This window comes from Dyella thailandensis, from assembly GCF_050749815.1.
Classification (GTDB): domain Bacteria; phylum Pseudomonadota; class Gammaproteobacteria; order Xanthomonadales; family Rhodanobacteraceae; genus Dyella_A.
In genome coordinates this window covers 2,159,487-2,181,735 of record NZ_CP192735.1, presented here as the reverse complement: position 1 = coordinate 2,181,735, position 22,249 = coordinate 2,159,487, and the positions used below count along the sequence as shown (strand labels likewise).

Here is a 22,249-nt window from a genome sequence, read left to right as displayed (position 1 = left end):
GGTTCTTTTTTCAGAGGTTAGAGTCATGGCAAAGGGTAAATTCGAGCGCACCAAGCCGCACGTCAACGTGGGCACGATCGGTCACGTGGACCACGGCAAGACGACGCTGACGGCGGCGCTGACGAAGATCGGCGCAGAGCGCTTCGGTGGCGAGTTCAAGGCGTATGACGCGATCGACGCGGCGCCGGAAGAGAAGGCGCGTGGTATCACGATCTCGACCGCACACGTGGAATACGAGTCGCCGAACCGCCACTACGCCCACGTGGACTGCCCGGGCCACGCCGACTACGTGAAGAACATGATCACGGGTGCGGCGCAGATGGATGGCGCGATCCTGGTGTGCTCGGCCGCCGATGGCCCGATGCCGCAGACGCGTGAGCACATCCTGCTGTCGCGCCAGGTGGGCGTGCCGTACATCGTGGTCTTCCTGAACAAGGCGGACATGGTGGACGACGCCGAGCTGCTGGAGCTCGTCGAGATGGAAGTGCGCGAGCTGCTGTCGAAGTACGACTTCCCGGGCGACGACACGCCGATCATCAAGGGTTCGGCGCTGAAGGCGCTGGAAGGTGATCAGAGCGAGATCGGCGTGCCGGCGATCATCGCGCTGGTGGACGCGCTGGACAGCTACATCCCCGAGCCGCAGCGCGACATCGACAAGCCGTTCCTGATGCCGGTGGAAGACGTGTTCTCGATCTCCGGTCGCGGCACCGTGGTGACCGGTCGCGTGGAGCGCGGCATCATCAAGGTGGGCGAGGAAATCGAGGTCGTGGGTATCCGCGACACGCAGAAGACCACCGTGACCGGCGTGGAAATGTTCCGCAAGCTGCTGGATCAGGGTCAGGCGGGCGACAACGTGGGCCTGCTCCTGCGCGGCCTGAAGCGTGACGACGTGGAGCGCGGCCAGGTGCTGGCCAAGCCCGGTTCGATCACCCCGCACACCGACTTCGAGGCCGAGGTGTACGTGCTGTCGAAGGACGAGGGTGGCCGTCATACCCCGTTCTTCAAGGGCTACCGCCCGCAGTTCTACTTCCGCACGACGGACGTGACCGGTGCCGTGACCCTGCCGGAAGGCGTGGAGATGGTGATGCCGGGCGACAACGTGAAGATGGTGGTGAGCCTGATCCACCCGATCGCGATGGACGAAGGTCTGCGCTTCGCGATCCGCGAAGGCGGCCGCACCGTCGGCGCCGGCGTGGTGGCCAAGGTCATCAAGTAAGGCTTGTCCTTGCCTTCCGGCGACGCCCCTCGTGGCGTCGCCCGGTGGCTGGATGCAACGGCGGCTACGGCCGCCGTTGTGCTATCCAGCGTCAGCGGCAAGGGAAAATAGGCTGACCCTCTTTTCTTTGTCGTTAGAGCTTGCTATGCTTGACGGGTTATATGGAGGGCTTGCTGCTCGTCAGTGAGCCTCCTTACCGCGAAATGAGGTGCAGGATGCGCTTCGAGTTCGCTGGCACGGAACGCCTGGGGCTATGACGCGATCACCAAGGCTTGCGCCTTGTTGATCTTTGTTTTTACGCCTTTTATACTTTTCTGCTCGGCAAGTCGGTTTTCCGGCTTGCCGAACATTTTGGGCGGCCCCTGGTGGCGGCCCGCGCACGTGGTGGCATGGGTTGTGCGGAGCGGTGAGAAGCCGTTCCGGATCACAGTTTTTGTTCTTTAGACAACAGGACACGGTTATGGCGAACCAGAAGATTCGCATTCGGCTCAAGGCGTACGATCACCGTCTGATCGACCGCTCGGCCAGCGAGATCGTCGAGACGGCCAAGCGCACTGGCGCAACGGTTCTCGGTCCGATTCCGCTCCCGACCAAGATCGAGCGCTACACCATTCTGGTGTCGCCGCACGTCGACAAGGATGCACGCGACCAGTACGAGACCCGTACGCACAAGCGTGTACTCGACATCGTTGACCCCAACGACAAGACCGTGGACGCGCTCATGAAGCTTGATCTCGCCGCTGGCGTCGATGTTCAGATCAAGCTCGGTTGAGCGATAGACAGGATACGAAGATGAGTATCGGACTGGTTGGCCGCAAGTGCGGCATGAGCCGACTCTTCACTGAGGATGGCCGCTCGATTCCGGTGACGCTGATTGAAGCGACGCCGAACCGCGTGACCCAGGTGAAGACGGAAGAGAATGATGGCTACAGCGCTGTGCAGGTTGCGGCGGGCGTGAAGCGCGCCTCGCTGCTGACCCAGCCGCTGAAGGGTCACTACGCCAAGGCGAAGGTTGAGCCGGGTCGTGGGCTGTGGGAGTTCCGCGTGTCTGCCGACGATCTCGGCAAGTACGCTGTCGGCGCCGAGATCAAGGCGGACGACGTGTTCTCCGCGGGCCAGATCGTGGACGTCGCCGGCGTGTCGAAGGGCAAGGGTTTCCAGGGCACGATCAAGCGCTGGAACTTCAAGATGGGTGACGCCACCCACGGTAACTCGCTGTCGCATCGCGCGCCGGGTTCTATCGGTCAGCGCCAGACGCCGGGTCGCGTGTTCCCGGGCAAGAAGATGTCCGGCCACATGGGTGCGGTCAACCGCACGCAGCAGGGTCTGGAAGTGGTCAAGGTCGACGCCGAGCGTCACCTGATCGCGGTGAAGGGCGCGGTGCCGGGTGCTACCGGTGGCGACGTCGTCATCCGTCCGACCACCAAGGGTTGAGGAGAGACGCCATGGAACTGAATGTCATTGGCGCCAAGCCGCTCAGCGTGTCGGACGAAGTGTTCGGCGGCGAGTACAAGCAGGCCCTGGTTCACCAGGTGGTCGTGGCCTACCAGGCCGGCGGTCGCGCGGGTACCAAGGCCCAGCTTTCGCGTGGTGAGATGTCCGGCACCACCAAGAAGTTCAAGAAGCAGAAGGGCGGCGGTGCCCGCCACGGCGACTACCGCGCCCCGATCTTCGTCGGCGGTGGTGTGACGTTTGCCGCCAAGCCGCGCAGCTTCGAGCAGAAGGTCAACCGCAAGTCGTACCGCGTGGCGATCCGCTCGATTCTGGCCGAGCTCAATCGTGCCGACCGTCTGAAGGTCGTCGAAGGCTTCGGCATCGACAGCCCGAAGACCTCCGCCATGGTCGCCAAGCTCGCCGAGCTCCAGGTGTCCGGCCGCGTGCTGCTGGTTTCCGAGGATGCCACCGAGTCGCTGTTCCTGGCGGCGCGCAACATCCCGTACGTCCATGTGGTCGACGTGCTGGCACTGAATCCGGTCAGCCTGGTCGGCTCCGACTACGTGGTCATGACCGTCGATGCGGTGAAGAAGATCGAGGAGTGGCTGGCATGAGCAACGAACGCATTCTCAACACGCTGCGTGCCCCGCACATCTCCGAAAAGGCTGCCCGCCTCGCCGAGAGCAACCAGTACGTGTTTGTCGTCGCCCCCGAGGCAACCAAGGCCGATGTCCGCGCCGCCGTGGAGCAGATGTTCGACGTCAAGGTCGAGCAGGTGAACCTCGTCAACGCCAAGGGCAAGGTCAAGTCCTTCCGTTTCCGCACTGGCAGCCGCCAGGGCAAGCGCAAGGCCTATGTGCGCCTCGCCGATGGTCAGACCATCGATGTGTCGGCCAAGGCCTGAGCCAGGAGTTCTGTGAGATGGCACTAATTACGCACAAGCCGACCTCGCCCGGGCGTCGCGACGCAGTCAGCGTCCGCACGGAAGGTCTGCACAAGGGCGCTCCCTACGCGCCGCTGACCGAGTCGCAGTCGAAGACGGGTGGTCGCAACCATTACGGTCGCATCACCACGCGTCATCGTGGCGGCGGTCACAAGCAGCATTACCGCATCATCGACTTCAAGCGCGACAAGGAAGGCATCGCGGGCGTCGTCGAGCGCATCGAGTACGATCCTAACCGCACCGCGCACATCGCGCTGCTGTGCTACGCCGATGGCGAGCGCCGCTACATCATCGCGCCGAAGGGCGTGGCGGTGGGTGACCGTCTGGTGTCCGGCTCCGATTCGCCGATCAAGGCCGGCAACTGCCTGCCGCTGCGCAACATCCCGGTCGGCTCGACCGTGCACTGCATCGAGATGAAGGCAGGCAAGGGTGCGCAGATCGCCCGCAGCGCCGGCGCCTCGGTGCAGCTGGTGGCTCGCGAGTCCGGTTACGCCACGCTGCGTCTGCGCTCCGGCGAGATGCGCCGCGTGCCGGTCGACTGCCGCGCCACCATCGGTGAAGTCGGCAACTCCGAGCACAGCCTCAAGAAGCTGGGCAAGGCCGGCGCCAAGCGTTGGAAGGGCATTCGTCCGACCGTCCGCGGCGTGGTCATGAACCCGGTCGACCATCCGCACGGCGGTGGTGAGGGCAAGACTTCTGGTGGTCGTCATCCGGTCAGCCCGTGGGGCACGCCGGCCAAGGGCTACAAGACCCGCAACAACAAGCGCACGCAGCAGTTCATCGTGCGTCGTCGCAAGTAACAGGAAGCCGACATGCCGCGTTCTCTGAAGAAAGGTCCGTTCGTCGACCTTCACCTTGTCAAGAAGGTGGAAGCTGCGGTTTCCGCCAACAACAAGCGCCCGATCAAGACCTGGTCGCGTCGCTCGATGATCCTGCCGGAAATGGTCGGCCTGACCATCGCCATCCACAACGGTCGCCAGCACGTGCCGGTGCTCGTCAACGAGAACATGGTCGGGCACAAGCTCGGCGAGTTCGCGGTGACCCGCACCTTCAAGGGCCATGGCGGCGATAAGAAGGGCAAGTGATGAGCACTGAAGCCAAAGCGATCCTGCGCAGCGCCCGCATCTCGGCGCAGAAGGCACGCCTGGTAGCTGACCTGGTCCGCGGTCTCCCCGTGGGTCGCGCCAGCGACGTGCTCCAGTTCACCAACAAGAAGGCCGCACACCTCGTTCGCAAGGTGCTGCTGTCGGCCGTCGCCAACGCCGAGAACAACCTCGGCGCTGACGTGGACGAGCTGAAGGTCTCGCGCATCTTCGTGGACGAGGGTCCGGCGATGAAGCGTATGTACGCCCGCGCCAAAGGCCGCGGTTCGCGCATCCTGAAGCGCACCAGCCACATCACTGTGGTCGTTGGCAACTGACTGAGGGTATAGACGATGGGTCATAAAGTTCATCCCACCGGTATCCGCCTCGGCATTGCCAAGGACTGGAACTCGAAGTGGTACGCAAACAAGGCTGACTACGCCAACTATCTGGTCGCCGACCTCAAGGTCCGCGACATGCTTCGCAAGAAGCTGGCGCAGGCCGGCATCTCGAAGATCCAGATCGAGCGCCCGGCCAAGACCGCCCGCGTGACGATCCACAGCGCCCGTCCGGGCGTGGTGATCGGCAAGAAGGGCGAGGACATCGAGAAGCTGCGCAAGGAAGTCAGCCAGATGATGGGCGTCCCGACGCACATCAACGTGAACGAGGTTCGCAAGCCGGAGCTCGACGCGCAGCTGGTGGCCGAGTCGATCGCGCAGCAGCTCGAGCGTCGCATCATGTTCCGCCGCGCCATGAAGCGTGCGGTGGGCAACGCGATGCGCCTCGGTGCCCTGGGTGTGAAGATCAACGTTTCGGGCCGTCTGAACGGTGCCGAGATCGCCCGCTCCGAGTGGAGCCGTGAGGGTCGCGTGCCGCTGCACACGCTGCGTGCGGACATCGACTACGGCACCGCCGAGGCAAAGACCACCTACGGCATCATCGGCATCAAGGTGTGGATCTACAAGGGCGAAATCTTCGACATGGCGCAGATTGGCCAGGAGTCGAAGGAAGAGCAGTCGCAGCCGCGCCGCGAAGGTGGCGAGGGTCGTCGTGAGCCACGTCGCGAAGCCGGTGACGGCCGTCGCGAGCGGTCGGCGAAGTAAGGAGAGTTGCCATGTTGCAACCCAAGCGAACCAAATTCCGCAAGCAGTTCAAGGGCCGCAATGACGGCCTGGCTTTCAGCTCCAACCTCGTCAGCTTCGGCGAGTACGGCCTGAAGGCGACCACTCACGGCGCCCTCACTGCCCGTCAGATCGAGGCGGCTCGTCGTTGCATCACGCGTTTCGTGAAGCGCGGCGGCAAGCTCTGGATCCGCGTGTTCCCGGACAAGCCGATCACCAAGAAGCCGATCGAAGTCCGCATGGGCGCGGGTAAGGGCGGCGTCGAGCTGTGGGTCGCGCCGATCCAGCCCGGCCGCATGCTCTATGAAATCGAGGGTGTCGACGAGCCGACGGCACGCGAGGCGTTCCGCCTGGCCGCCGCCAAGCTCTCGGTGCAGACCCAGTTTGTCAGCCGGGCGGTGATGTGATGGCTATCAAAGATATCAACAACAAGTCGGTCGAAGAGCTGAACCAGCATCTGCTGGACCTTCGCAAGGAGCAGTTCAATCTGCGCATGCAGAAGGGCACCGGCCAGCTCAGCCAGCCGCACCAGCTGCGCCGCGTTCGGCGCGACATCGCCCGCACGAAGTTCGTGCTCGGCGGCAAGAAGTAAGGGACGGCGGACATGAGCGACAATCAGAAACAGGCACGCACCCTGCAGGGCCGCGTAGTCAGCAACAAGATGGACAAGACGGTCACGGTGCTGGTCGAGCGTCAGGTGCAGCACGGCCTGCTCGGCAAGATCATCCGCCGCTCCACCAAGCTCCACGCCCAGGACGACCTGGGCGCGAACGAGGGCGACGTGGTGCGCATCGCGGAATGCCGCCCGCTGTCGAAGACCAAACATCACCGCGTGGTTGAAATCCTCACGCGCGCCAACGTCTAAGGGAGGGTGCAGACATGATCCAGATGCAAAGCACGCTTTCCGCAGCGGACAACAGCGGCGCCAAGGAGCTGATGTGTATCAAGGTGCTGGGCGGCTCCAAGCGCCGCTACGCAGCTATCGGTGACGTGATCAAGGTCACCGTGAAGGATGCCATCCCGCGCGGCAAGGTGAAGAAGGGCGAGGTGTACAACGCCGTGGTCGTTCGCACCGCCAAGGGTGTGCGTCGTCCCGATGGCTCGCTGATCCGTTTCGACGGCAACGCGGCTGTCCTCCTCAACAACAAGCTCGAGCCGATCGGCACCCGTATCTTCGGGCCGGTTACCCGCGAGCTGCGCAGCGAGAAGTTCATGAAGATCGTCTCGCTCGCGCCCGAAGTGCTCTGAGCGGAGTAATAACCATGAACCGTATCCGCAAGGGTGATCAGGTCCTCGTGATCACCGGCAAGAACAAAGGCCAGCGCGGCGATGTGCTGCGCGTCGATGGCGATCGCGTCTTCGTCGCCAACGTGAATCTGGTCAAGCGCCACACCAAGGCGAACCCGCAGGCCAACCAGCCCGGCGGTATCGTCGAGCGTGAGGCCTCGATCCATCTCTCCAATGTGCAGCTGTTCAACCCCGCCACGAACAAGGGTGAACGCGTTGGCACCAAGACGCTCGAAGATGGGCGCAAGGTCCGCGTGTTCCGTTCGAGTGGCGAGGTCGTGGACGCGTAAGGAACACGATCATGACGCGCCTTGAAAAATTTTATAAAGAGCAGGTAATCACCAAGCTCACCGAGAAGTTCGGCTACGAGAACGTGATGCAGGTTCCCCGCATCACCAAGATCACGCTGAACATGGGTGTGGGTGAAGCGGCGGGCAACAAGAAAGTGCTCGAGAACGCCGTGGCCGACATGGCCAAGATTGCCGGTCAGAAGCCGATCACGACCAAGGCGCGCGTTTCCGTGGCCTCGTTCAAGATCCGCGACGGTTGGCCGATCGGCTGCAAGGTGACCCTGCGCCGCGCCCAGATGTGGGAGTTCCTCGACCGCCTGATCAACATCTCGCTGCCCCGCGTCCGCGACTTCCGCGGCGTGTCGGGTCGCGCCTTCGATGGCCGTGGCAACTACAACTTCGGCGTGAAGGAACAGATCATCTTCCCCGAAATCGACTTCGACCAGATCGACGCGATGCGTGGCATGGACATCTCCATCACCACCACCGCCAAGACCGACGCCGAAGCCAAGGCGCTGCTGGAAGCTTTCAGCTTCCCGTTCCGCAACTGATACGCGAGAGATAACCCATGGCAAAGACCTCGATGGTCAACCGCGATCTGAAGCGGACCAAGCTCGTCCAGAAGTACGCCGCCAAGCGCGCCGAACTGAAGGCGGTCGTGCTGAGCCCCAACGCCTCGTATGACGAGAAGATGGACGCCCAGACCAAGTTGCAAAAGCTGCCGCGTGACGCGAGCCCGGTTCGTCAGCGCACGCGCTGCGCGCTGTCCGGTCGTCCGCGCGCCGTGTACAAGAAGTTCGGCCTCGGCCGCAACAAGCTGCGTGAAGCGACCATGCGCGGTGACGTGCCGGGTCTGCGCAAGGCCAGCTGGTAATACCTGATCGGATGACTGCAGTGGGCTAGTTTCCCGCTGCAGCCCATCCAGCAGGCGGGGCACCCCGCCTGTTGACGCTACGGCGCCTCGATATTCGCCAAAGCCGGAAAAGGCTGCTACACTCGTCGGTCTGCGCAACGCAGGCTGCCTCGCTGCAGCTCACAATCTAGAATTGATTTCCGGTTTTATCGGATATCGGTGCACTCTGAAGGATGTTTTCATGAGCATGACTGATCCCATCGCCGATCTGTTTACGCGTGTGCGCAATGCCCAGCTGTCGGGCAAGCAGGCCGTAAGCATGCCGTCGTCGAAGCTGAAGGTGGCGATCGCCAACCTTCTCAAGAACGAGGGCTACATCCTCGACGCCAAGACTTCCGACCAGGAAGGCAAGCCGGTGCTCGAGATCAAGCTCAAGTATTTCGAAGGCCGCCCGGCCATCGAGACCATTTCCCGAGTCAGCCGCTCCGGCCTGCGCGTCTATCGCGGCAAGGACGAGTTGCCGAAAGTGCTCGGTGGCCTCGGTATCTCGATCATTTCGACTTCGGCCGGTCTGCTGACCGACGCGCAGGCCCGTGCCAAGGGCCTGGGCGGCGAAGTCATCGGCCAAGTGGCATAAGGAGTCGACGATGTCCCGTGTTGCTAAGAAGCCGATCAGCCTGCCCAAGGGCGTGGAGCTGAAGGTTGCCGCCGAGGGTGTCTCGGTGAAGGGGCCGAAGGGCTCGCTGTCCGTGCATGCCCTGCCGGGCGTGAACGTTGCCGTCAACGACGGCGTCGCCACGATCGAGCTGGCCGAGGGCGCTGACGACAAGTTCGGTGGCACCGCTCGCGCGCTGCTGGCGAACATGATCAAGGGCGTGTCCGAGGGTTACGAGCGCAAGCTGGAGCTGGTCGGCGTGGGTTACCGCGCATCGATGGCCGGCAAGGCGCTGAACCTGAGCCTGGGTTTCTCCCATCCGGTGGTGTTCAACGCGCCGGAAGGCGTGACCATCGAAACTCCGACGCAGACCGAGATCCTGATCAAGGGCTCGGACAAGCAGAGCGTGGGTCAGGTGGCTGCCAAGATTCGCGGCTTCCGTCCGCCGGAGCCCTACAAGGGCAAGGGTGTGCGCTACGCCGGTGAGAAGATCACGCTGAAGGAAGCCAAGAAGGCTTAAGGCGGCGTCCCGGTGAATGCCGGGTGCCTGCTGAAGTCGATCCGCTTTCTGGAGAACATGACGATGAACAAGAACGAATCCCGCCTGCGCCGCGCCAAGTCGACCCGCTCGCACATCCGCAAGCTCGCCGTACCGCGCCTGTCGGTGCATCGCACGGGCCAGCACCTGTACGCACAGGTGTTCGACGCTTCGGGCACCAAGGTGGTCGCTGCCGCGTCCACCGTGCAGAAGGCGGTTGCCGAGGGCTTGAAGGGCACCAAGAACCTCACCGCCGCTGCGGCGGTGGGCAAGGTTATTGCCGAGCGCGCCCTGGCGGCCGGCATCGATGCGGTCGCCTTCGACCGCTCCGGCTTCCGTTATCACGGTCGCATCAAGGCCTTGGCCGATGCGGCGCGCGAAGCTGGCCTGAAGTTCTGATGTAACGGCTGCCGCGCCTGGCGTGGCAGCCGCTTGAAGTACCTACAACTCCAAGCGGCCCAGCCGCAAGCAAAAGTCCCGCATGGTCGGGCACATGGAAAAGAACATGTCTTCTAACGATCGCGAAAATTCAGACGGCCTGCTCGAGAAGCTGATTGCCGTCAACCGCGTGGCCAAGACCGTCAAGGGTGGCCGCCAGATGAGCTTCACCGCATTGACCGTGGTCGGCGACGGCGAAGGCCGCGTCGGTTTTGGTTATGGCAAGGCGCGCGAGGTGCCGGTGGCCATTTCCAAGGCCATGGAGCGTGCGCGCCGCCAGATGGTGAACATCGAGCTCAACAACGGCACGCTGTGGTACGCCATCAAGGCCAATCACGGCGCGGCACGCGTCTACATGCAGCCCGCTTCGGAAGGTACCGGCGTGATCGCCGGCGGTGCGATGCGCGCCGTGCTGGAAGTGGTCGGCGTGAAGAACGTGCTGGCCAAGGCGGTGGGTTCGCGTAACCCGATCAACCTCGTGCGCGCCACCATCAAGGGTCTGCAGGCTGTCGCCTCGCCCAAGAAGATCGCCGCGAAGCGTGGCAAGACCCTGGATGAGGTGTTGGGCAATGGCTAAGAAAGAGACCGCCGACAAGACCGTGCGCGTGCGCCTGGTCAAGGGTCTGCGTGGCGTGCAGAGCCGTCATCGTCTGAGCGTCAAGGCCCTGGGCCTGGGCAAGCTCAACGACGTCCGTGAGCTGAAGGACAGCCCGCAGGTGCGTGGCCTGATCAACACGGTCTATTACCTGGTCCGGGTCGAGGAGTAATCATCATGCGTCTTAACGACATCAAGCCGGCCGCCGGTTCCCGCAAGACGCGCCTGCGCGTCGGCCGCGGTATCGGTTCGGGTCTGGGCAAGACCGCCGGTCGCGGTCACAAGGGTCAGCACGCTCGCGCGGGCGGCACCCACAAGTACGGCTTCGAAGGCGGTCAGATGCCGCTGCAGCGTCGCCTGCCGAAGGTGGGCTTCCGCTCGCTGAAGAAGGCGGAGAGCCAGGAAGTGTTCCTGTATCAGCTGGCCACCCTCAAGGCGGACGTGATCGACGTCGTGGCGCTGCATCAGGCTGGCCTGATCGACAGTCGCGCGAAGAAGGTCAAGGTCGTGGCCAAGGGCGAGATCGGTCGCGCTGTGAAGCTCTCCGGCGTCCTCGCCACGGCCGGCGCCAAGGCGGCCATCGAGGCGGCCGGCGGCAGCGTGGAGTAATCCAGTGGCCGCAGCCAAGGGCAGCCAGCTCGGATCGCTCGGCAAGCTGACGGAACTGCGTCAGCGCATCTTCTTCGTGATTGGTGCGCTGATCGTCTTCCGCCTCGGTTCGTTCATCCCCGTGCCGGGGGTGAATCCGGAGGCGATGACGCGGCTCATCGAGCAGCAGGGCGGTGGTCTGTTGAACATGTTCAACATGTTTTCCGGCGGATCGCTCTCGCGCATGTCGGTGTTTGCACTCGGCGTGGTGCCGTACATCTCGGCCTCCATCGTGGTGCAGATGATGGGCTCGGTGATCCCGAGCCTGCAGAACCTGCGCAAGGAGGGCGAGGCCGGTCGACGCAAGATGACCATGTACACACGCTTCGGCACCGTGGGACTGGCGGCGTTCCAGGCGTTCGGTATCGCAGTGGCGCTGCAAAAGCAGGTGGCGGCTGGCGGCGTGCCGGTGGTCTACATGCCGGGCATGGGTTTCGTGATCGCGTCGGTGGTGGGTCTCACGGCCGGCACGATGTTCCTGATGTGGCTGGGTGAGCAGATCACCGAGCGTGGCATCGGCAACGGCATCTCGCTGCTGATCTTCGCCGGTATCGTGGCCGGGCTTCCCGGTGCGGTGGCGCATACCCTCACCATGCAGGCTAACGGCGAGCTGGGCAGCGGTCTGAAGCTGATCCTGATCGTGGCGGTGGTGCTGGCGACGACGGCGTTTGTGGTGTTCATGGAGCGCGCCCAGCGGCGCATCACCGTGAACTACGCGCGCAAGTCCGGCGGCCAGCAGGCCTACATGAACCAGAGCTCGCACCTGCCGCTGAAGATCAACATGTCGGGCGTGATCCCGCCGATCTTCGCCAGCAGTCTGCTGCTGTTCCCGGCAACCGCGCTGAGCTGGTTCGGTACGGGGCACCAGTCGCGTTGGCTGCAGTCGTTGACCCAGGCGCTGACCCAGGGTGAGCCGCTGCACGATGTGATCTTTGCCGTGCTGGTGATTACGTTCGCGTTCTTCTACACCGCGATCGTCTTCAATTCGCAGGAGACGGCGGACAACCTCAAGCGCTCCGGCGCGCTGATTCCGGGCATCCGCCCGGGCAAGGCGACCGCCAGCTATATCGATTCGGTGATGACCCGCCTGACCGGCGTGGGCGCTCTTTACCTGGTGCTGGTGTGTCTGGTGCCGACGTTCATGCAGAAGTCTTGGAACGTGCCCTTCTACTTCGGCGGTACCTCGCTGCTGATCGTGGTGGTGGTGGTGATGGACTTCACCTCGCAGGTGCAGGCCCATCTGGTCAGCCACCAATACGAAGGTTTGCTCAAGAAGGCCAATCTCCGCCGCAACTGATGGCTGCTGGGGCGTAGGAGCTGGGCTGGATCGTGGGGAAGCGGGCGGCGGGTGCCGCAGGGCTTTCCAGTGAAGTTAATTCAGGTTAAAATTGCGCGTTTACCGCGCACGAAACGCATCGGAGAAAGAACATCATGGCGCGCATCGCGGGTGTCAATTTGCCGGTCCAGAAACACGTCTGGGTCGGCCTGCAGAGCATCTACGGCATCGGCCGCAGCCGGTCCAAGAAGGTCTGCGCGGACGCCGGAGTGGTTCCGACCACGCCGATCAAGTCCCTCAGCGAGGGTGAGGTGGAGAAGCTCCGCCACGAAATCGCCAAGTACGTTGTCGAAGGCGATCTGCGTCGCGAGGTGGGTATCGCCATCAAGCGTCTGATGGATCTGGGTTGCTACCGCGGTCTTCGCCACCGTCGTGGCCTGCCGGTGCGCGGTCAGCGCACGCGTACCAACGCCCGCACCCGCAAGGGTCCGCGTCGCGCGATCAAGAAGTAACGGATTCGAATTATGGCCAAGCCTGTCAAGACCAAGAAGAAGATCAAGCGCGTTGTCACGGATGCCGTGGCTCACGTGCAGGCCTCCTTCAACAACACCATCGTCACCATCACCGATCGCCAGGGCAACGCGTTGTCGTGGGCGACCGCTGGCGGCGCCGGTTTCCGCGGTTCGCGCAAGTCGACCCCGTTTGCCGCCCAGGTCGCCGCCGAAAAGGCCGGTCGTGCCGCTGGCGACTACGGCGTGAAGACCGTCGAAGTGCGCATCAAGGGCCCGGGCCCGGGCCGTGAGTCGGCGGTGCGTTCGCTGAACGCGCTCGGCTACAAGGTGCTGAACATCATCGACGTCACGCCGATTCCGCACAACGGCTGCCGTCCCCCCAAGAAGCGTCGAGTCTAAGGAGCATACCCATGGCCCGTTATCGTGGAGCTACCTGCAAGCTCGCCCGTCGTGAGGGTTCGGACCTCAGCCTGAAGAGCCCGGCCCGCGCGCTGGACTCCAAGTGCAAGCTGGAAAACAAGCCCGGTCAGCATGGCGCCAACAAGCGCATGCGCATGTCCGATTATGCCGTCCAGCTGCGCGAGAAGCAGAAGGTCAAGCGCATCTACGGCGTGCTCGAGCGTCAGTTCAGCAACTACTACACCAAGGCGTCGACCCTCAAGGGCAACACCGGTGAGAACCTGCTGCGCCTGCTCGAGAGCCGTCTGGACAACGTCGTCTATCGCATGGGCTTTGCGGTGACCCGCGCCCAGGCCCGCCAGCTGGTTGCCCACAAGGCAATCCTGGTGAACGACAAGAAAGTGAACATTCCTTCCTACCAGGTCCGTCCCGGTGACGTGATCGCCCTGACCGAGCGTGCGCGCAACCAGCTGCGCGTGCAGGAAGCGGCGACCGTGTTCGACACCATGGACCTTCGCCCGCAGTGGGTGGAAGTGGATGCCAAGAAGTTCGCCGGCACGTTCAAGTCGGTGCCGGATCGCGGTGATCTGCCGTCCGACATCAACGAAGCGCTGATCGTCGAGCTTTACTCGAAGTAATCAACCGGAGCTCTGCATGGCAGTTTCGTCAACTAGCGTGCTGCGGCCTCGCGGCCTCAGCGTCGAACAGCTCGCAGCCAACCGCGCCAAGGTGGTGGTCGAGCCGCTCGAGCGTGGCTTTGGCCACACCCTGGGCAACGCGCTGCGCCGCGTGCTGCTCTCCTCGATCCCCGGCAGTGCCATTGTCGAGGTCGAGATCGATGGCGTGCTCCACGAGTACACCACGCTTGAGGGTCTGCAGGAGGACGTGATCGAAGTCCTGCTGAACCTCAAGGACGTCGCGATCCGCCAGCACTCGGGCGACGAGGTCACGCTGACCTTGTCCAAGAAGGGCAAGGGCGTGGTCACGGCGGGCGACATCACGGTGGACCACACGGTCGAGATCATCAATCCCGAGCACGTGATCTGCCATCTCACCAAGGACATCGCGCTCAACATGCGTCTGAAGGTGCGTCGTGGCGTCGGCTACCAGCCGGCCAGCACGCGCCAGCATCCGGATGAAGAGACCCGTCCGATCGGCCGCCTGCAGCTGGACGCGTCGTTCGCGCCGGTACTGCGCGTGGCCTACGAAGTGGACGCCGCTCGCGTCGAGCAGCGCACCAACCTCGACAAGCTCGTGCTCGACATCGAGACCAACGGCACCATCGGTGCGGAAGACGCGGTTCGCAAGGCTGCCGAGATCCTCAACGACCAGCTGTCCGTGTTCGGTGACTTCTCGCGTCGCGAGAGCGCCACCGATACGGCTGAGAAGAGCGGTTTCGATCCGCTGCTGCTGCGTCCGATCGACGATCTGGAGCTCACTGTGCGTTCGGCGAACTGCCTGAAGGCCGAGAGCATCTACTACATCGGCGATCTGGTGCAGAAGACCGAGGTGGAGCTCCTGAAGACCCCGAACCTCGGCAAGAAGTCGCTGACCGAGATCAAGGACGTGTTGGGTGGCCGCGGTCTGGCGCTCGGCATGAAGCTTGAGAACTGGCCGCCGCCGGGCCTTTCGCACGGCATGCAGCTGGGTTGATGTATCTGTGCCGCGGTCGCCATGCGACCGCGGCATTTTGCCGAGTGTGGGCCAGCTGCGGCCGACACGGTTCCGGCAACGTTCGCGGCCCTTGGCCGCATGCCCCAGGTCCAGCCTGGCGGCGATCGCAGCAGCTGATCCGTCATCACTCATAGCGGGCAACCGCGGGACGCCAGCCATCGTGCCGGCCTCTCATAACAACACAAGAGATTTTCGCCATGCGTCATATGAAGAGCGGCCGCAAGCTCAACCGCACCAGCAGCCATCGCGAAGCGATGTTCCGCAACATGGCTTCGTCGCTGATCAAGCACGAGCTCATCCGTACCACCCTGCCCAAGGCGAAGGAACTGCGTCGCGTGGCCGAGCCGCTGATCACGCTCGCCAAGACCGACGGCGTCGCCAACCGCCGCCTCGCCTTCTCGCGTCTGCGCGACAAGCAGGCTGTGGGCAAGCTGTTCGTCGAGATCGGCCCGCGTTACCGCGAGCGTCCCGGCGGCTACCTGCGCATCCTCAAGTGCGGCTTCCGCCCGGGCGACAACGCGCCGATGGCGTACGTCGAGCTGGTCGATCGCCCGCAGGCTGTCGAGGCCGTCGACGCCGAGTAAGCCTCGGATCGGGATGCTTGAGCGTCCAGACAACAAAGCCCCGGCTGGTTGACCCGCCGGGGCTTTTCTTTTGTCGCGTTTCGGATGTCGCCCCAGGCTGACAGGCGTTCGGCGACAGGTTAATGTCGGCTACCGCACTGCACCACGATGTCATGAATCCACTTGCCTGGTCCTACCGTTCCGTCGCCATCGCTGGCTTCCTGATCTGCGCGGGCCTGCTCGGCTACGCGCTCTACGCCGAGCACGTGCTGGCGATGATCCCGTGCCCCCTGTGCATCTTCCAGCGCATCGGCTTCATGGTGATGGGGGTGTTCTTTCTGCTTGCGGCGATCCACGCGCCGCGAGGTCGTGGCCGCTGGGTCTATACCGGCGGTGTATTGCTTGGTGCGCTGTTCGGTATCGCGGTGGCCGGGCGTCATCTGTGGATCCAGTCGCTGCCCGCTGATCAGGTGCCGTTGTGTGGCGGCGACCTGAGCTACATGCTCGACACGTTTCCCTTTGCGAAGGTGCTGAAGCTCGTCTTCACTGGTTCGGGCGAGTGCGCCAAGGTGCAGCCGGTGATGGGCCTGCCGATGCCGGCCTGGACGCTGCTGTGGTTCGTGCTGCTGGCGGTCTGGACGGTCGTGGCGACGCGCCGGCGGAGCGCCTGATATGTCGACGCCCCCACACGCGATGACGCCGCCTGCGGCCGGCGACTGGTCGCCGTCGTCGTGGCAGCAGCGGGTCGCCCTGCAGCAGCCTACATACGACGACGCCGGCGAACTCGCCTCGGCGACGGCGCAGCTTGCCGCCTTGCCGCCGCTGGTCACCTCGTGGGAGGTGCTCGCGCTGAAACAGGCGCTGGCCGAGGCGCAGGATGGCCAGCGTTTCCTCTTGCAGGGTGGCGATTGCGCCGAGAGCTTTGCCGACTGCACCAGCCCGATCATCTCCAACCGGCTCAAGGTGCTGCTGCAGATGAGCCTGGTGATGGTGCACGGGCTGAAGAAGCCAGTGCTTCGCGTGGGCCGGTTTGCCGGCCAGTACGCCAAGCCGCGTTCGGCCGATACCGAGACACGCGATGGCGTCACCTTGCCCAGTTTCCGCGGCGACGTGGTCAACGCGCCGGCGTTCACGCCCGAGGCGCGACGTGCCGATCCGCAGCGGCTGATCCAGGCGCACGCGCATTCGGCGCTGACGATGAACTTCGTGCGCGCACTGATCGATGGCGGCTTCGCCGATCTGCATCATCCGGAGTATTGGGATCTGGCCTGGGTCGAGCATTCGCCCATGGCAGCGGAGTACCGGCAGATGGTCGCCTCGATCGGCGACTCGCTGCGCTTCATGGAAACCCTGGCCGGCCCGATTACCGGGTTCTCGCGGGTGGATTTCTTTACCTCACATGAGGCGCTGCTGCTGCATTACGAACAGGCGCTCACCCGCCAGGTGCCGCGCCACCCCGGCTGGTTCAACCTGTCCACGCACTTTCCGTGGATCGGCATGCGCACCGCCGCGCTCGACGGCGCCCATGTGGAGTACTTCCGCGGCATCCGCAATCCGGTGGCGGTGAAGATCGGCCCGTCGGTGACGCCCGAACAGCTGCTGCCGTTGATGGATGCGCTCAATCCGGATGACGAACCCGGCCGGCTCACGCTGATCCACCGCATGGGCAACGCGGCCATCGCCGACAAGCTGCCGCCGCTGCTGCAGGCGGTGAAGCGCGAGGGGCGCCGCGTACTGTGGGTCGCCGACCCCATGCATGGCAATACCGAAAGCACCTCCAACGGCTACAAGACGCGGCGCTTCGACAACATTCGCGGCGAGCTGGACCAGGCGTTCGACATCCACGCCGCGGCCGGCACGCGGCTGGGCGGCGTTCACCTGGAGCTCACCGGCGAAGACGTCACCGAATGCCTCGGCGGCGCGCGCGATCTGGTCGAGCTCGACCTCGATCGCGCCTACAAATCCACCGTCGATCCGCGGCTCAACTACGAGCAGTCGCTGGAGCTGGCGATGCTGATCGTGCGCAAGTCCGGCGGCATGGCCTGAGCGATCGCCTTACCGCGATGGCGCGCGTTTTTCCTCTTGGATGCGCTGTCGCATGGACTCCTCGCCGAGCTGTGCGTACGCCTTGCATGCGTGGGGATCGCGCAAGGCGTCGCGGTCTCCGGCGTCGCGTGCGGCCAGGCGTTTGAGCAGGTCGCTGGCCTCCGGATGCGGCGTCATCAGGATGTCGCAGGGCAGGGCGGCGAGCATCGCCAGGGCACGGCGGAAGTCGCCCAGGCGCTCGGGATGGGCCGGATCGGTGAAGCGGTAGCTGCCGGCCGCCAGCAGCGTGAGGCTGTCGGCGTAGACCATCGCGCGGCATTGCGTGCCCTCGCACGAGGTCCAGGTCCAGCTGGTGCTGCCGGGCGTGTGGCCGGGCGTGGGGTGCGACTGGATCACCAGCGAGCCGAGGTGCACCGTCTCGTTGTCGCCGATCACGCGCACGTGGTGCACCGCCGGGAACAGCGGGGCGTCGCCATGCTGGGGATCGTCGATGTCCTCGCCGCCGGCGGTCAGTGCCCGCGCCTGTGCCGCACGGGCCAGCACCTGCGCGCCGCTATCGCGCGCCAGCGCGGCGATCGCGCCGGCGTGGTCGCCATGGGCGTGCGTCAGCACGATCCGCTTGATGTCGCGCACGTGGAAACCGAGCTGACGGATGTTCGCCTTGATCATCGGAGCGTTTTCCGGCAGCGTCGCATCGATCAGCACATGACCCTGCGGCGAGGTGATCAGGATCGCGCTCAGGCCATGGCTGCCCACGTACCAGGTGTTGCCGTAGATCCGCTCCGGCGCCTGGGGCTGGCTCCAAGTGGCACGCAGGGCCGCGCCCGGTGAGGCGGCGGCGCTGGCGCTACCGCCGGCGAGGGCCAGGCAGGTGGCAAGGATGAGTCGGCGGTAACGGCGCATGCGATGTGTTCCTTCGATGGGTGAATCGCCAGGCTACGGTGCGCAGCGGGCATCGCGCTGACGGTTCGCGGGCGCCCTGGCGGCGGTGCCGGGCGGGCTCGACGCTCGGCCTTCGGCAAGGCGATCGGATGGGCGATGTTACGTTCAAGTCACCGCCGACTGCGCCGCGTTCGGGCCTGTCTACCTGCACCCGCCGAACTCGCGGGCGGCTAAAGCAGACGCGACGCCAGGCGCCCTGGCCGTGATCCACATTCGTTGCGACAGGTTGTCGCGATCGGCCCGCCGCCGCCCGCAGCGCATCGGGCCCGATACCGCGGGCGCCTATACTTGGCAGATGATCATCCCCTCATCTCCCCGACACTGGGCGGCGCTGCTTCTGGCGTCCCTTCTGGCTGCTGCCGCGCATGCCGACGATGCGGCGCCGCGCACCGTGCCCGATACGCTGGCCCAGCGCATCGCCTCGTGCACCGCCTGTCACGGCGAGCACGGCGAAGGCACGCCGGACAGTGGCTTCTTCCCGCGTCTGGCCGGCAAGCCCGCCGATTACCTGGCGCGCCAGCTGCGCTATTTCCAGCAGGGGCTGCGCAAGTACGGGCCGATGGAATACACCGCGCGCCCGCTCAGCGACGCCTACATGCATGAGATCGCTGAGTACTTCGCCGCGCAGCAGGTGCCCTACACCCGCTCGCCCGCGCCGAAGGTGTCCGACGCGCTGCTCGCCCGCGGCGAGGCGCTGACCGTGCACGGCGATCCGGAGCGGAAGATTCCCGCCTGCGCGGCCTGCCATGGCAGCCAGCTCACCGGCGTGCAGCCCTCGACGCCCGGACTGGTCGGTCTGCCCTACGACTACGTCAGCTCGCAGCTCGGTTCCTGGCGCACCGGCACGCGCGCCGCGGCCGCGCCCGACTGCATGGCGACCATCGCCAACCGGCTCACGCCGGCCGATATCACCGCCGTGTCCGCCTGGCTGGCCAGTCGCGAACTGCCGGCCGACATGCACGCGCAGCCGGCCGGTTCGGTGCAGCCGCCGCTGCAGTGCGGCGTGCTGGATGCCACGGCGGCCACGACGCGCGCGGGAGATGGCGCATGAAGTGGCTGATCCGTTCCTTCCTCGTGCTGCTGGTGCTCGCGCTCGGCGCGATGGGCTGGTGGCTGTTCGCCGCGCATCGCGGCGGCGCTTCGCTGGCGCAGACCGGCCAACTGACGGCTGGCGAAAACCTGTCCGATCCGGCCCTGATCGAACGCGGCAAGTACCTGGCGACCGTGGGCGACTGCGCCGCCTGCCACACGCAGCGTGGCGGCGCGCCCTTCGCGGGCGGGCATGAGGTGCCCACGCCGTTCGGCAACATCCCCACGCCGAACATCACGCCGGACGACGAAACTGGCCTGGGACGCTGGAGCTTTGCCGACTTCTGGCAGGCGCTGCATGCCGGCAAGGGGCGCCATGGCGAGTTCCTGTATCCGGCGTTCTCGTACACCTCCTACACCAAGGTCACCCGCGACGACGCGCTGGCGATGTTCGCCTATCTGAAATCGCTGGCGCCGGTGCACCAGCCGGCCAAGGCGCTGGGCCTGAAGTTTCCCTACAGCGTGCGCAGCGGCCTGGCCGCGTGGCGCACGTTGTACTTCCGCGAGGGCGTGTACCAGCCCGATGCGTCGAAGTCGGCCGAATGGAACCGCGGTGCCTACCTGGTGCAGGGCCTGGGCCACTGCAACGAATGCCACGTGGCACGCGACGCGCTGGGCGGCGTGCCGGATCAGCCGGCGCTGTCCGGCGGGCAGATCCCCGCGCAGGACTGGTATGCGCCGGATCTGAGCACCCAGGCGCACGGCGGCCTGCACGGCTGGAGCCGCCAGGACATCGTCGACCTGCTCAAGACCGGCCAGTCGGCCAAGGGCAGCGCGTTCGGCCCGATGGCCGAGGTGGTGTCGCGCAGCACGCAGCACATGACCGATGCGGATCTCGCCGCCGTGGCCACCTACCTGGAATCGCTCCCCGCGCGAGCGCAGCCGGCGGTGGCCGTATCGGCGATCGACAACACCGCGCTGATCAAGCACGGCAACGAGATCTACGATCACCAGTGCGCCGCCTGCCACGGCAAGGATGGCAACGGCGTACCGGGCGTGTATCCGCCGCTCAATGGCAACTCCTCGGTGGACGAGCCCACCGGCATCAACGCGGTCCGCGTGGTGCTGCTGGGCGGCTTTCCGCCAGTGACGGCCGGCAATCCACGGCCGTACTCGATGCCGCCGTTCGCGCAGTCGTTGAAGGATGCCGACGTGGCTGCGGTGGTGAGTTACATCCGCCAGGCTTGGGGCAATCACGCCGGGCCGGTGCTCGAGCGCGACGTGGGCAAGTATCGACAGACGCCTATCGATTGATCGGCCTTGCGCGCAACTGCCCGCAGAAACGGCACGCTTCGGCGTGCCGTTTCCGTATCCGGCGCCCGCGCACCCTACTGCGGCGAATGGCCGGCACTGCCGGGTAAGATGCGCGCTTGCCTCACGACACCCGAAGCGAACGCATGATCATCAATCCGAAAGTCCGCGGTTTCATCTGCACCACGGCGCACCCGGTGGGCTGCGCGCACAACGTGATCGAGCAGATCGACATCACCAAGGCCAGCGGCCAGAGCGGCAACAGCCCCAAGCGCGTGCTGGTGATCGGTGCCTCCACCGGCTACGGCCTGGCGTCGCGCATCACCGCTGCGTTCGGCCACGGCGCCGCCACGCTCGGCGTGTTCTTCGAGAAGCCCTCGAGCGACACCAAGACCGGCACCGCTGGATGGTACAACTCCGCCGCGTTCGACCAGGCCGCCAAGGCGGCGGGTCTGTACAGCAAATCGATCAACGGCGATGCGTTCTCCGACGAGACGCGGGCCCGTGCCATCGAGCTGATCAAGGCCGAGATGGGCGGCCCGATCGACCTGGTGGTGTACTCGCTGGCCTCGCCGGTGCGCAAGCTGCCCCAGACCGGCGAGCTCAAGCGCTCGGCGCTCAAGACCATCGGCGAGCCGTTCACCGCGACCTCGATCGACACCAATCGCGACACCGTGGTCAACGTCACCGTGGAGCCGGCGACCGAGCAGGAGATCGAGGACACCGTCGCCGTGATGGGCGGCGAGGACTGGGCGCTGTGGATCGAGGCGCTGAGCGCCGCGGGAGTGCTGGCCAATGACGCCACCACCGTGGCCTACAGCTACGTGGGCACCTCGATCACTTGGCCGATCTACTGGCACGGCACGCTGGGTCGCGCCAAGCAGCACCTGGACAACACCGCCGCCTCCCTGCGCGATCGCTATGCCTCGCATGGGCTTAAGGCCTACGTCGGCGTGATGAAGTCGGTGGTGACTCAGGCCAGCGCGGCGATCCCGGTGATTCCGCTGTACGTGTCGATGGTGTTCAAGATCATGAAGGCCAAGGGCATCCACGAAGGCACCATCGAGCAGATCAACCGCCTGTTCCGCGACTTCCTCTACCGCGCCGACGGTGCCGCGCCGCAGCTCGACGATGAGCACCGCCTGCGCCTGGATGACTGGGAGCTGCGCGAGGACGTGCAGTCCGAGTGCAAGGCGCTGTGGCCGACAGTGAACACCGAGAACCTCAACCAGCTCACCGACTACGCCGGCTACCGCCACGACTTCCTCAAGCTGTTCGGCTTCGACCGCAGCGACGTGGACTACACGCAGGACGTGGCGTCGGACGTGCGGTTCGATTGCGTCGAGATGTGACGCGGACTTGCATGCCGCAGACCAACGGGCGCCTTCGGGCGCCCG

General features: G+C 65.0%; 34 protein-coding genes. 33 read left to right on the top strand and 1 reads right to left on the bottom strand.

Annotated features, from left to right (window positions below):
* Nucleotides 1-25: 25 nt before the first annotated feature.
* The 30 genes from tuf (at nt 26) to ACQVBX_RS10030 (ending at nt 17,570) form a co-directional block, all read left to right on the top strand.
* On the top strand, nt 26-1,216 hold the full coding sequence (tuf, locus tag ACQVBX_RS10175; RefSeq protein WP_431633972.1) for an elongation factor Tu: 1,191 nt from the start codon (nt 26-28) through the stop codon (nt 1,214-1,216).
* Between the two features lie 460 nt (nt 1,217-1,676).
* Nucleotides 1,677-1,988 carry a 30S ribosomal protein S10 gene (rpsJ, locus tag ACQVBX_RS10170; RefSeq protein ID WP_017461875.1) on the top strand — a complete coding sequence of 104 codons (312 nt, stop codon included), beginning with the start codon at nt 1,677-1,679 and terminating at the stop codon, nt 1,986-1,988.
* A gap of 20 nt (nt 1,989-2,008) precedes the next feature.
* Nucleotides 2,009-2,650 (top strand): 50S ribosomal protein L3, encoded by a 642-nt coding sequence (gene rplC / locus ACQVBX_RS10165; protein WP_431633971.1) that lies wholly within the window; start codon nt 2,009-2,011, stop codon nt 2,648-2,650.
* A gap of 11 nt (nt 2,651-2,661) precedes the next feature.
* The gene (rplD, locus tag ACQVBX_RS10160) at nt 2,662-3,264 is read left to right on the top strand and encodes a 50S ribosomal protein L4 (protein WP_431633970.1); all 603 of its coding nucleotides are present in this window, start codon (nt 2,662-2,664) and stop codon (nt 3,262-3,264) included.
* Nucleotides 3,261-3,554, top strand: a complete 294-nt coding sequence (gene rplW / locus ACQVBX_RS10155) for a 50S ribosomal protein L23 (protein ID WP_404630784.1) — start codon at nt 3,261-3,263, stop codon at nt 3,552-3,554. Before rplD ends, rplW begins: the two co-directional genes overlap by 4 nt.
* A 17-nt stretch (nt 3,555-3,571) precedes the next feature.
* The gene (gene rplB, locus ACQVBX_RS10150; protein ID WP_431633968.1) at nt 3,572-4,393 is read left to right on the top strand and encodes a 50S ribosomal protein L2; all 822 of its coding nucleotides are present in this window, start codon (nt 3,572-3,574) and stop codon (nt 4,391-4,393) included.
* A 12-nt stretch (nt 4,394-4,405) separates the two neighbouring features.
* The gene (rpsS, locus tag ACQVBX_RS10145) at nt 4,406-4,678 is read left to right on the top strand and encodes a 30S ribosomal protein S19 (RefSeq protein ID WP_017461870.1); all 273 of its coding nucleotides are present in this window, start codon (nt 4,406-4,408) and stop codon (nt 4,676-4,678) included.
* Nucleotides 4,678-5,013 carry a 50S ribosomal protein L22 gene (rplV, locus tag ACQVBX_RS10140; protein WP_049621819.1) on the top strand — a complete coding sequence of 112 codons (336 nt, stop codon included), beginning with the start codon at nt 4,678-4,680 and terminating at the stop codon, nt 5,011-5,013. Before rpsS ends, rplV begins: the two co-directional genes overlap by 1 nt.
* A gap of 15 nt (nt 5,014-5,028) precedes the next feature.
* Entirely contained in the window at nt 5,029-5,778 is a 750-nt protein-coding gene (rpsC, locus tag ACQVBX_RS10135) for a 30S ribosomal protein S3 (protein WP_431633967.1), read from the top strand.
* A gap of 11 nt (nt 5,779-5,789) precedes the next feature.
* Nucleotides 5,790-6,203 (top strand): 50S ribosomal protein L16, encoded by a 414-nt coding sequence (rplP, locus tag ACQVBX_RS10130; protein WP_404630793.1) that lies wholly within the window; start codon nt 5,790-5,792, stop codon nt 6,201-6,203.
* Complete coding sequence (rpmC, locus tag ACQVBX_RS10125; RefSeq protein ID WP_063672323.1) at nt 6,203-6,388, top strand: 50S ribosomal protein L29; 186 nt, start codon at nt 6,203-6,205, stop codon at nt 6,386-6,388. Before rplP ends, rpmC begins: the two co-directional genes overlap by 1 nt.
* Before the next feature lie 12 nt (nt 6,389-6,400).
* Complete coding sequence (gene rpsQ, locus ACQVBX_RS10120; protein ID WP_431633966.1) at nt 6,401-6,661, top strand: 30S ribosomal protein S17; 261 nt, start codon at nt 6,401-6,403, stop codon at nt 6,659-6,661.
* A gap of 14 nt (nt 6,662-6,675) precedes the next feature.
* On the top strand, nt 6,676-7,044 hold the full coding sequence (gene rplN, locus ACQVBX_RS10115) for a 50S ribosomal protein L14 (protein ID WP_007513359.1): 369 nt from the start codon (nt 6,676-6,678) through the stop codon (nt 7,042-7,044).
* 14 nt (nt 7,045-7,058) lie between these two features.
* Nucleotides 7,059-7,373: a 50S ribosomal protein L24 gene (gene rplX, locus ACQVBX_RS10110; RefSeq protein WP_324896979.1), complete on the top strand. Its 315-nt coding sequence runs from the start codon at nt 7,059-7,061 to the stop codon at nt 7,371-7,373.
* A gap of 8 nt (nt 7,374-7,381) precedes the next feature.
* Nucleotides 7,382-7,924 (top strand): 50S ribosomal protein L5, encoded by a 543-nt coding sequence (gene rplE / locus ACQVBX_RS10105; protein ID WP_431638154.1) that lies wholly within the window; start codon nt 7,382-7,384, stop codon nt 7,922-7,924.
* A 17-nt stretch (nt 7,925-7,941) separates the two neighbouring features.
* Entirely contained in the window at nt 7,942-8,247 is a 306-nt protein-coding gene (gene rpsN, locus ACQVBX_RS10100) for a 30S ribosomal protein S14 (protein ID WP_431633965.1), read from the top strand.
* A 220-nt stretch (nt 8,248-8,467) separates the two neighbouring features.
* Complete coding sequence (gene rpsH / locus ACQVBX_RS10095; RefSeq protein WP_404630800.1) at nt 8,468-8,863, top strand: 30S ribosomal protein S8; 396 nt, start codon at nt 8,468-8,470, stop codon at nt 8,861-8,863.
* A gap of 10 nt (nt 8,864-8,873) precedes the next feature.
* Nucleotides 8,874-9,401 (top strand): 50S ribosomal protein L6, encoded by a 528-nt coding sequence (gene rplF / locus ACQVBX_RS10090; RefSeq protein ID WP_431633964.1) that lies wholly within the window; start codon nt 8,874-8,876, stop codon nt 9,399-9,401.
* A 57-nt stretch (nt 9,402-9,458) separates the two neighbouring features.
* Nucleotides 9,459-9,818, top strand: a complete 360-nt coding sequence (rplR, locus tag ACQVBX_RS10085) for a 50S ribosomal protein L18 (RefSeq protein ID WP_431638153.1) — start codon at nt 9,459-9,461, stop codon at nt 9,816-9,818.
* Between the two features lie 106 nt (nt 9,819-9,924).
* A complete protein-coding gene (gene rpsE / locus ACQVBX_RS10080; RefSeq protein ID WP_324896974.1) occupies nt 9,925-10,434 on the top strand; it encodes a 30S ribosomal protein S5 in 510 nt (169 codons plus the stop codon).
* Nucleotides 10,427-10,624: a 50S ribosomal protein L30 gene (gene rpmD, locus ACQVBX_RS10075; RefSeq protein WP_431633963.1), complete on the top strand. Its 198-nt coding sequence runs from the start codon at nt 10,427-10,429 to the stop codon at nt 10,622-10,624. Before rpsE ends, rpmD begins: the two co-directional genes overlap by 8 nt.
* Nucleotides 10,624-11,061 carry a 50S ribosomal protein L15 gene (rplO, locus tag ACQVBX_RS10070; protein ID WP_431638152.1) on the top strand — a complete coding sequence of 146 codons (438 nt, stop codon included), beginning with the start codon at nt 10,624-10,626 and terminating at the stop codon, nt 11,059-11,061. Before rpmD ends, rplO begins: the two co-directional genes overlap by 1 nt.
* Before the next feature lie 4 nt (nt 11,062-11,065).
* Nucleotides 11,066-12,397, top strand: coding sequence for a preprotein translocase subunit SecY (gene secY / locus ACQVBX_RS10065; protein WP_431633961.1), 1,332 nt, complete (start codon nt 11,066-11,068; stop codon nt 12,395-12,397).
* Between the two features lie 134 nt (nt 12,398-12,531).
* A complete protein-coding gene (gene rpsM, locus ACQVBX_RS10060) occupies nt 12,532-12,888 on the top strand; it encodes a 30S ribosomal protein S13 (protein ID WP_423254194.1) in 357 nt (118 codons plus the stop codon).
* Between the two features lie 12 nt (nt 12,889-12,900).
* A complete protein-coding gene (gene rpsK / locus ACQVBX_RS10055; protein WP_007513384.1) occupies nt 12,901-13,287 on the top strand; it encodes a 30S ribosomal protein S11 in 387 nt (128 codons plus the stop codon).
* Nucleotides 13,288-13,298: 11 nt separating this feature from the next.
* The gene (gene rpsD / locus ACQVBX_RS10050) at nt 13,299-13,925 is read left to right on the top strand and encodes a 30S ribosomal protein S4 (protein ID WP_431633960.1); all 627 of its coding nucleotides are present in this window, start codon (nt 13,299-13,301) and stop codon (nt 13,923-13,925) included.
* A gap of 16 nt (nt 13,926-13,941) precedes the next feature.
* The gene (locus ACQVBX_RS10045) at nt 13,942-14,940 is read left to right on the top strand and encodes a DNA-directed RNA polymerase subunit alpha (RefSeq protein ID WP_431633959.1); all 999 of its coding nucleotides are present in this window, start codon (nt 13,942-13,944) and stop codon (nt 14,938-14,940) included.
* 218 nt (nt 14,941-15,158) lie between these two features.
* Nucleotides 15,159-15,545, top strand: a complete 387-nt coding sequence (gene rplQ, locus ACQVBX_RS10040; RefSeq protein ID WP_431633958.1) for a 50S ribosomal protein L17 — start codon at nt 15,159-15,161, stop codon at nt 15,543-15,545.
* Nucleotides 15,546-15,697: 152 nt separating this feature from the next.
* Entirely contained in the window at nt 15,698-16,195 is a 498-nt protein-coding gene (locus ACQVBX_RS10035) for a disulfide bond formation protein B (RefSeq protein WP_431633957.1), read from the top strand.
* 1 nt (nt 16,196) lies between these two features.
* Complete coding sequence (locus tag ACQVBX_RS10030; RefSeq protein WP_431633956.1) at nt 16,197-17,570, top strand: class II 3-deoxy-7-phosphoheptulonate synthase; 1,374 nt, start codon at nt 16,197-16,199, stop codon at nt 17,568-17,570.
* 9 nt (nt 17,571-17,579) lie between these two features.
* Here the strand turns inward: ACQVBX_RS10030 and bla are convergent, their stop codons facing one another.
* On the bottom strand, nt 17,580-18,473 hold the full coding sequence (gene bla / locus ACQVBX_RS10025) for a subclass B3 metallo-beta-lactamase (protein WP_431633954.1): 894 nt from the start codon (nt 18,471-18,473) through the stop codon (nt 17,580-17,582).
* Nucleotides 18,474-18,807: 334 nt separating this feature from the next.
* Here bla and ACQVBX_RS10020 point away from each other — a divergent pair, with 334 nt between their 5' ends.
* The 3 genes from ACQVBX_RS10020 to fabV all read left to right on the top strand — a co-directional run bounded on the left by ACQVBX_RS10020 (nt 18,808) and on the right by fabV (nt 22,204).
* Complete coding sequence (locus ACQVBX_RS10020) at nt 18,808-19,563, top strand: c-type cytochrome (RefSeq protein ID WP_431633953.1); 756 nt, start codon at nt 18,808-18,810, stop codon at nt 19,561-19,563.
* Nucleotides 19,560-20,855: a c-type cytochrome gene (locus ACQVBX_RS10015; RefSeq protein WP_431633952.1), complete on the top strand. Its 1,296-nt coding sequence runs from the start codon at nt 19,560-19,562 to the stop codon at nt 20,853-20,855. The genes ACQVBX_RS10020 and ACQVBX_RS10015 overlap by 4 nt, the downstream gene beginning before the upstream one ends.
* Before the next feature lie 143 nt (nt 20,856-20,998).
* On the top strand, nt 20,999-22,204 hold the full coding sequence (gene fabV / locus ACQVBX_RS10010) for an enoyl-ACP reductase FabV (protein ID WP_431633951.1): 1,206 nt from the start codon (nt 20,999-21,001) through the stop codon (nt 22,202-22,204).
* Nucleotides 22,205-22,249 lie beyond the last annotated feature (45 nt).

Bases quoted from the DNA above. Each gene is read 5' to 3' on its own strand.
- tuf (WP_431633972.1), top strand. From the start codon at position 26: ATGGCAAAGGGTAAATTCGAGCGCACCAAGCCGCACGTCAACGTGGGC.
- rpsJ (WP_017461875.1), top strand. From the start codon at position 1,677: ATGGCGAACCAGAAGATTCGCATTCGGCTCAAGGCGTACGATCACCGT.
- rplC (WP_431633971.1), top strand. From the start codon at position 2,009: ATGAGTATCGGACTGGTTGGCCGCAAGTGCGGCATGAGCCGACTCTTC.
- rplD (WP_431633970.1), top strand. From the start codon at position 2,662: ATGGAACTGAATGTCATTGGCGCCAAGCCGCTCAGCGTGTCGGACGAA.
- rplW (WP_404630784.1), top strand. From the start codon at position 3,261: ATGAGCAACGAACGCATTCTCAACACGCTGCGTGCCCCGCACATCTCC.
- rplB (WP_431633968.1), top strand. From the start codon at position 3,572: ATGGCACTAATTACGCACAAGCCGACCTCGCCCGGGCGTCGCGACGCA.
- rpsS (WP_017461870.1), top strand. From the start codon at position 4,406: ATGCCGCGTTCTCTGAAGAAAGGTCCGTTCGTCGACCTTCACCTTGTC.
- rplV (WP_049621819.1), top strand. From the start codon at position 4,678: ATGAGCACTGAAGCCAAAGCGATCCTGCGCAGCGCCCGCATCTCGGCG.
- rpsC (WP_431633967.1), top strand. From the start codon at position 5,029: ATGGGTCATAAAGTTCATCCCACCGGTATCCGCCTCGGCATTGCCAAG.
- rplP (WP_404630793.1), top strand. From the start codon at position 5,790: ATGTTGCAACCCAAGCGAACCAAATTCCGCAAGCAGTTCAAGGGCCGC.
- rpmC (WP_063672323.1), top strand. From the start codon at position 6,203: ATGGCTATCAAAGATATCAACAACAAGTCGGTCGAAGAGCTGAACCAG.
- rpsQ (WP_431633966.1), top strand. From the start codon at position 6,401: ATGAGCGACAATCAGAAACAGGCACGCACCCTGCAGGGCCGCGTAGTC.
- rplN (WP_007513359.1), top strand. From the start codon at position 6,676: ATGATCCAGATGCAAAGCACGCTTTCCGCAGCGGACAACAGCGGCGCC.
- rplX (WP_324896979.1), top strand. From the start codon at position 7,059: ATGAACCGTATCCGCAAGGGTGATCAGGTCCTCGTGATCACCGGCAAG.
- rpsN (WP_431633965.1), top strand. From the start codon at position 7,942: ATGGCAAAGACCTCGATGGTCAACCGCGATCTGAAGCGGACCAAGCTC.
- rpsH (WP_404630800.1), top strand. From the start codon at position 8,468: ATGAGCATGACTGATCCCATCGCCGATCTGTTTACGCGTGTGCGCAAT.
- rplF (WP_431633964.1), top strand. From the start codon at position 8,874: ATGTCCCGTGTTGCTAAGAAGCCGATCAGCCTGCCCAAGGGCGTGGAG.
- rplR (WP_431638153.1), top strand. From the start codon at position 9,459: ATGACGATGAACAAGAACGAATCCCGCCTGCGCCGCGCCAAGTCGACC.
- rpsE (WP_324896974.1), top strand. From the start codon at position 9,925: ATGTCTTCTAACGATCGCGAAAATTCAGACGGCCTGCTCGAGAAGCTG.
- rpmD (WP_431633963.1), top strand. From the start codon at position 10,427: ATGGCTAAGAAAGAGACCGCCGACAAGACCGTGCGCGTGCGCCTGGTC.
- rpsM (WP_423254194.1), top strand. From the start codon at position 12,532: ATGGCGCGCATCGCGGGTGTCAATTTGCCGGTCCAGAAACACGTCTGG.
- rpsK (WP_007513384.1), top strand. From the start codon at position 12,901: ATGGCCAAGCCTGTCAAGACCAAGAAGAAGATCAAGCGCGTTGTCACG.
- rpsD (WP_431633960.1), top strand. From the start codon at position 13,299: ATGGCCCGTTATCGTGGAGCTACCTGCAAGCTCGCCCGTCGTGAGGGT.
- ACQVBX_RS10045 (WP_431633959.1), top strand. From the start codon at position 13,942: ATGGCAGTTTCGTCAACTAGCGTGCTGCGGCCTCGCGGCCTCAGCGTC.
- rplQ (WP_431633958.1), top strand. From the start codon at position 15,159: ATGCGTCATATGAAGAGCGGCCGCAAGCTCAACCGCACCAGCAGCCAT.
- ACQVBX_RS10035 (WP_431633957.1), top strand. From the start codon at position 15,698: ATGAATCCACTTGCCTGGTCCTACCGTTCCGTCGCCATCGCTGGCTTC.
- ACQVBX_RS10030 (WP_431633956.1), top strand. From the start codon at position 16,197: ATGTCGACGCCCCCACACGCGATGACGCCGCCTGCGGCCGGCGACTGG.
- bla (WP_431633954.1), bottom strand. From the start codon at position 18,473: ATGCGCCGTTACCGCCGACTCATCCTTGCCACCTGCCTGGCCCTCGCC.
- ACQVBX_RS10020 (WP_431633953.1), top strand. From the start codon at position 18,808: ATGATCATCCCCTCATCTCCCCGACACTGGGCGGCGCTGCTTCTGGCG.
- ACQVBX_RS10015 (WP_431633952.1), top strand. From the start codon at position 19,560: ATGAAGTGGCTGATCCGTTCCTTCCTCGTGCTGCTGGTGCTCGCGCTC.
- fabV (WP_431633951.1), top strand. From the start codon at position 20,999: ATGATCATCAATCCGAAAGTCCGCGGTTTCATCTGCACCACGGCGCAC.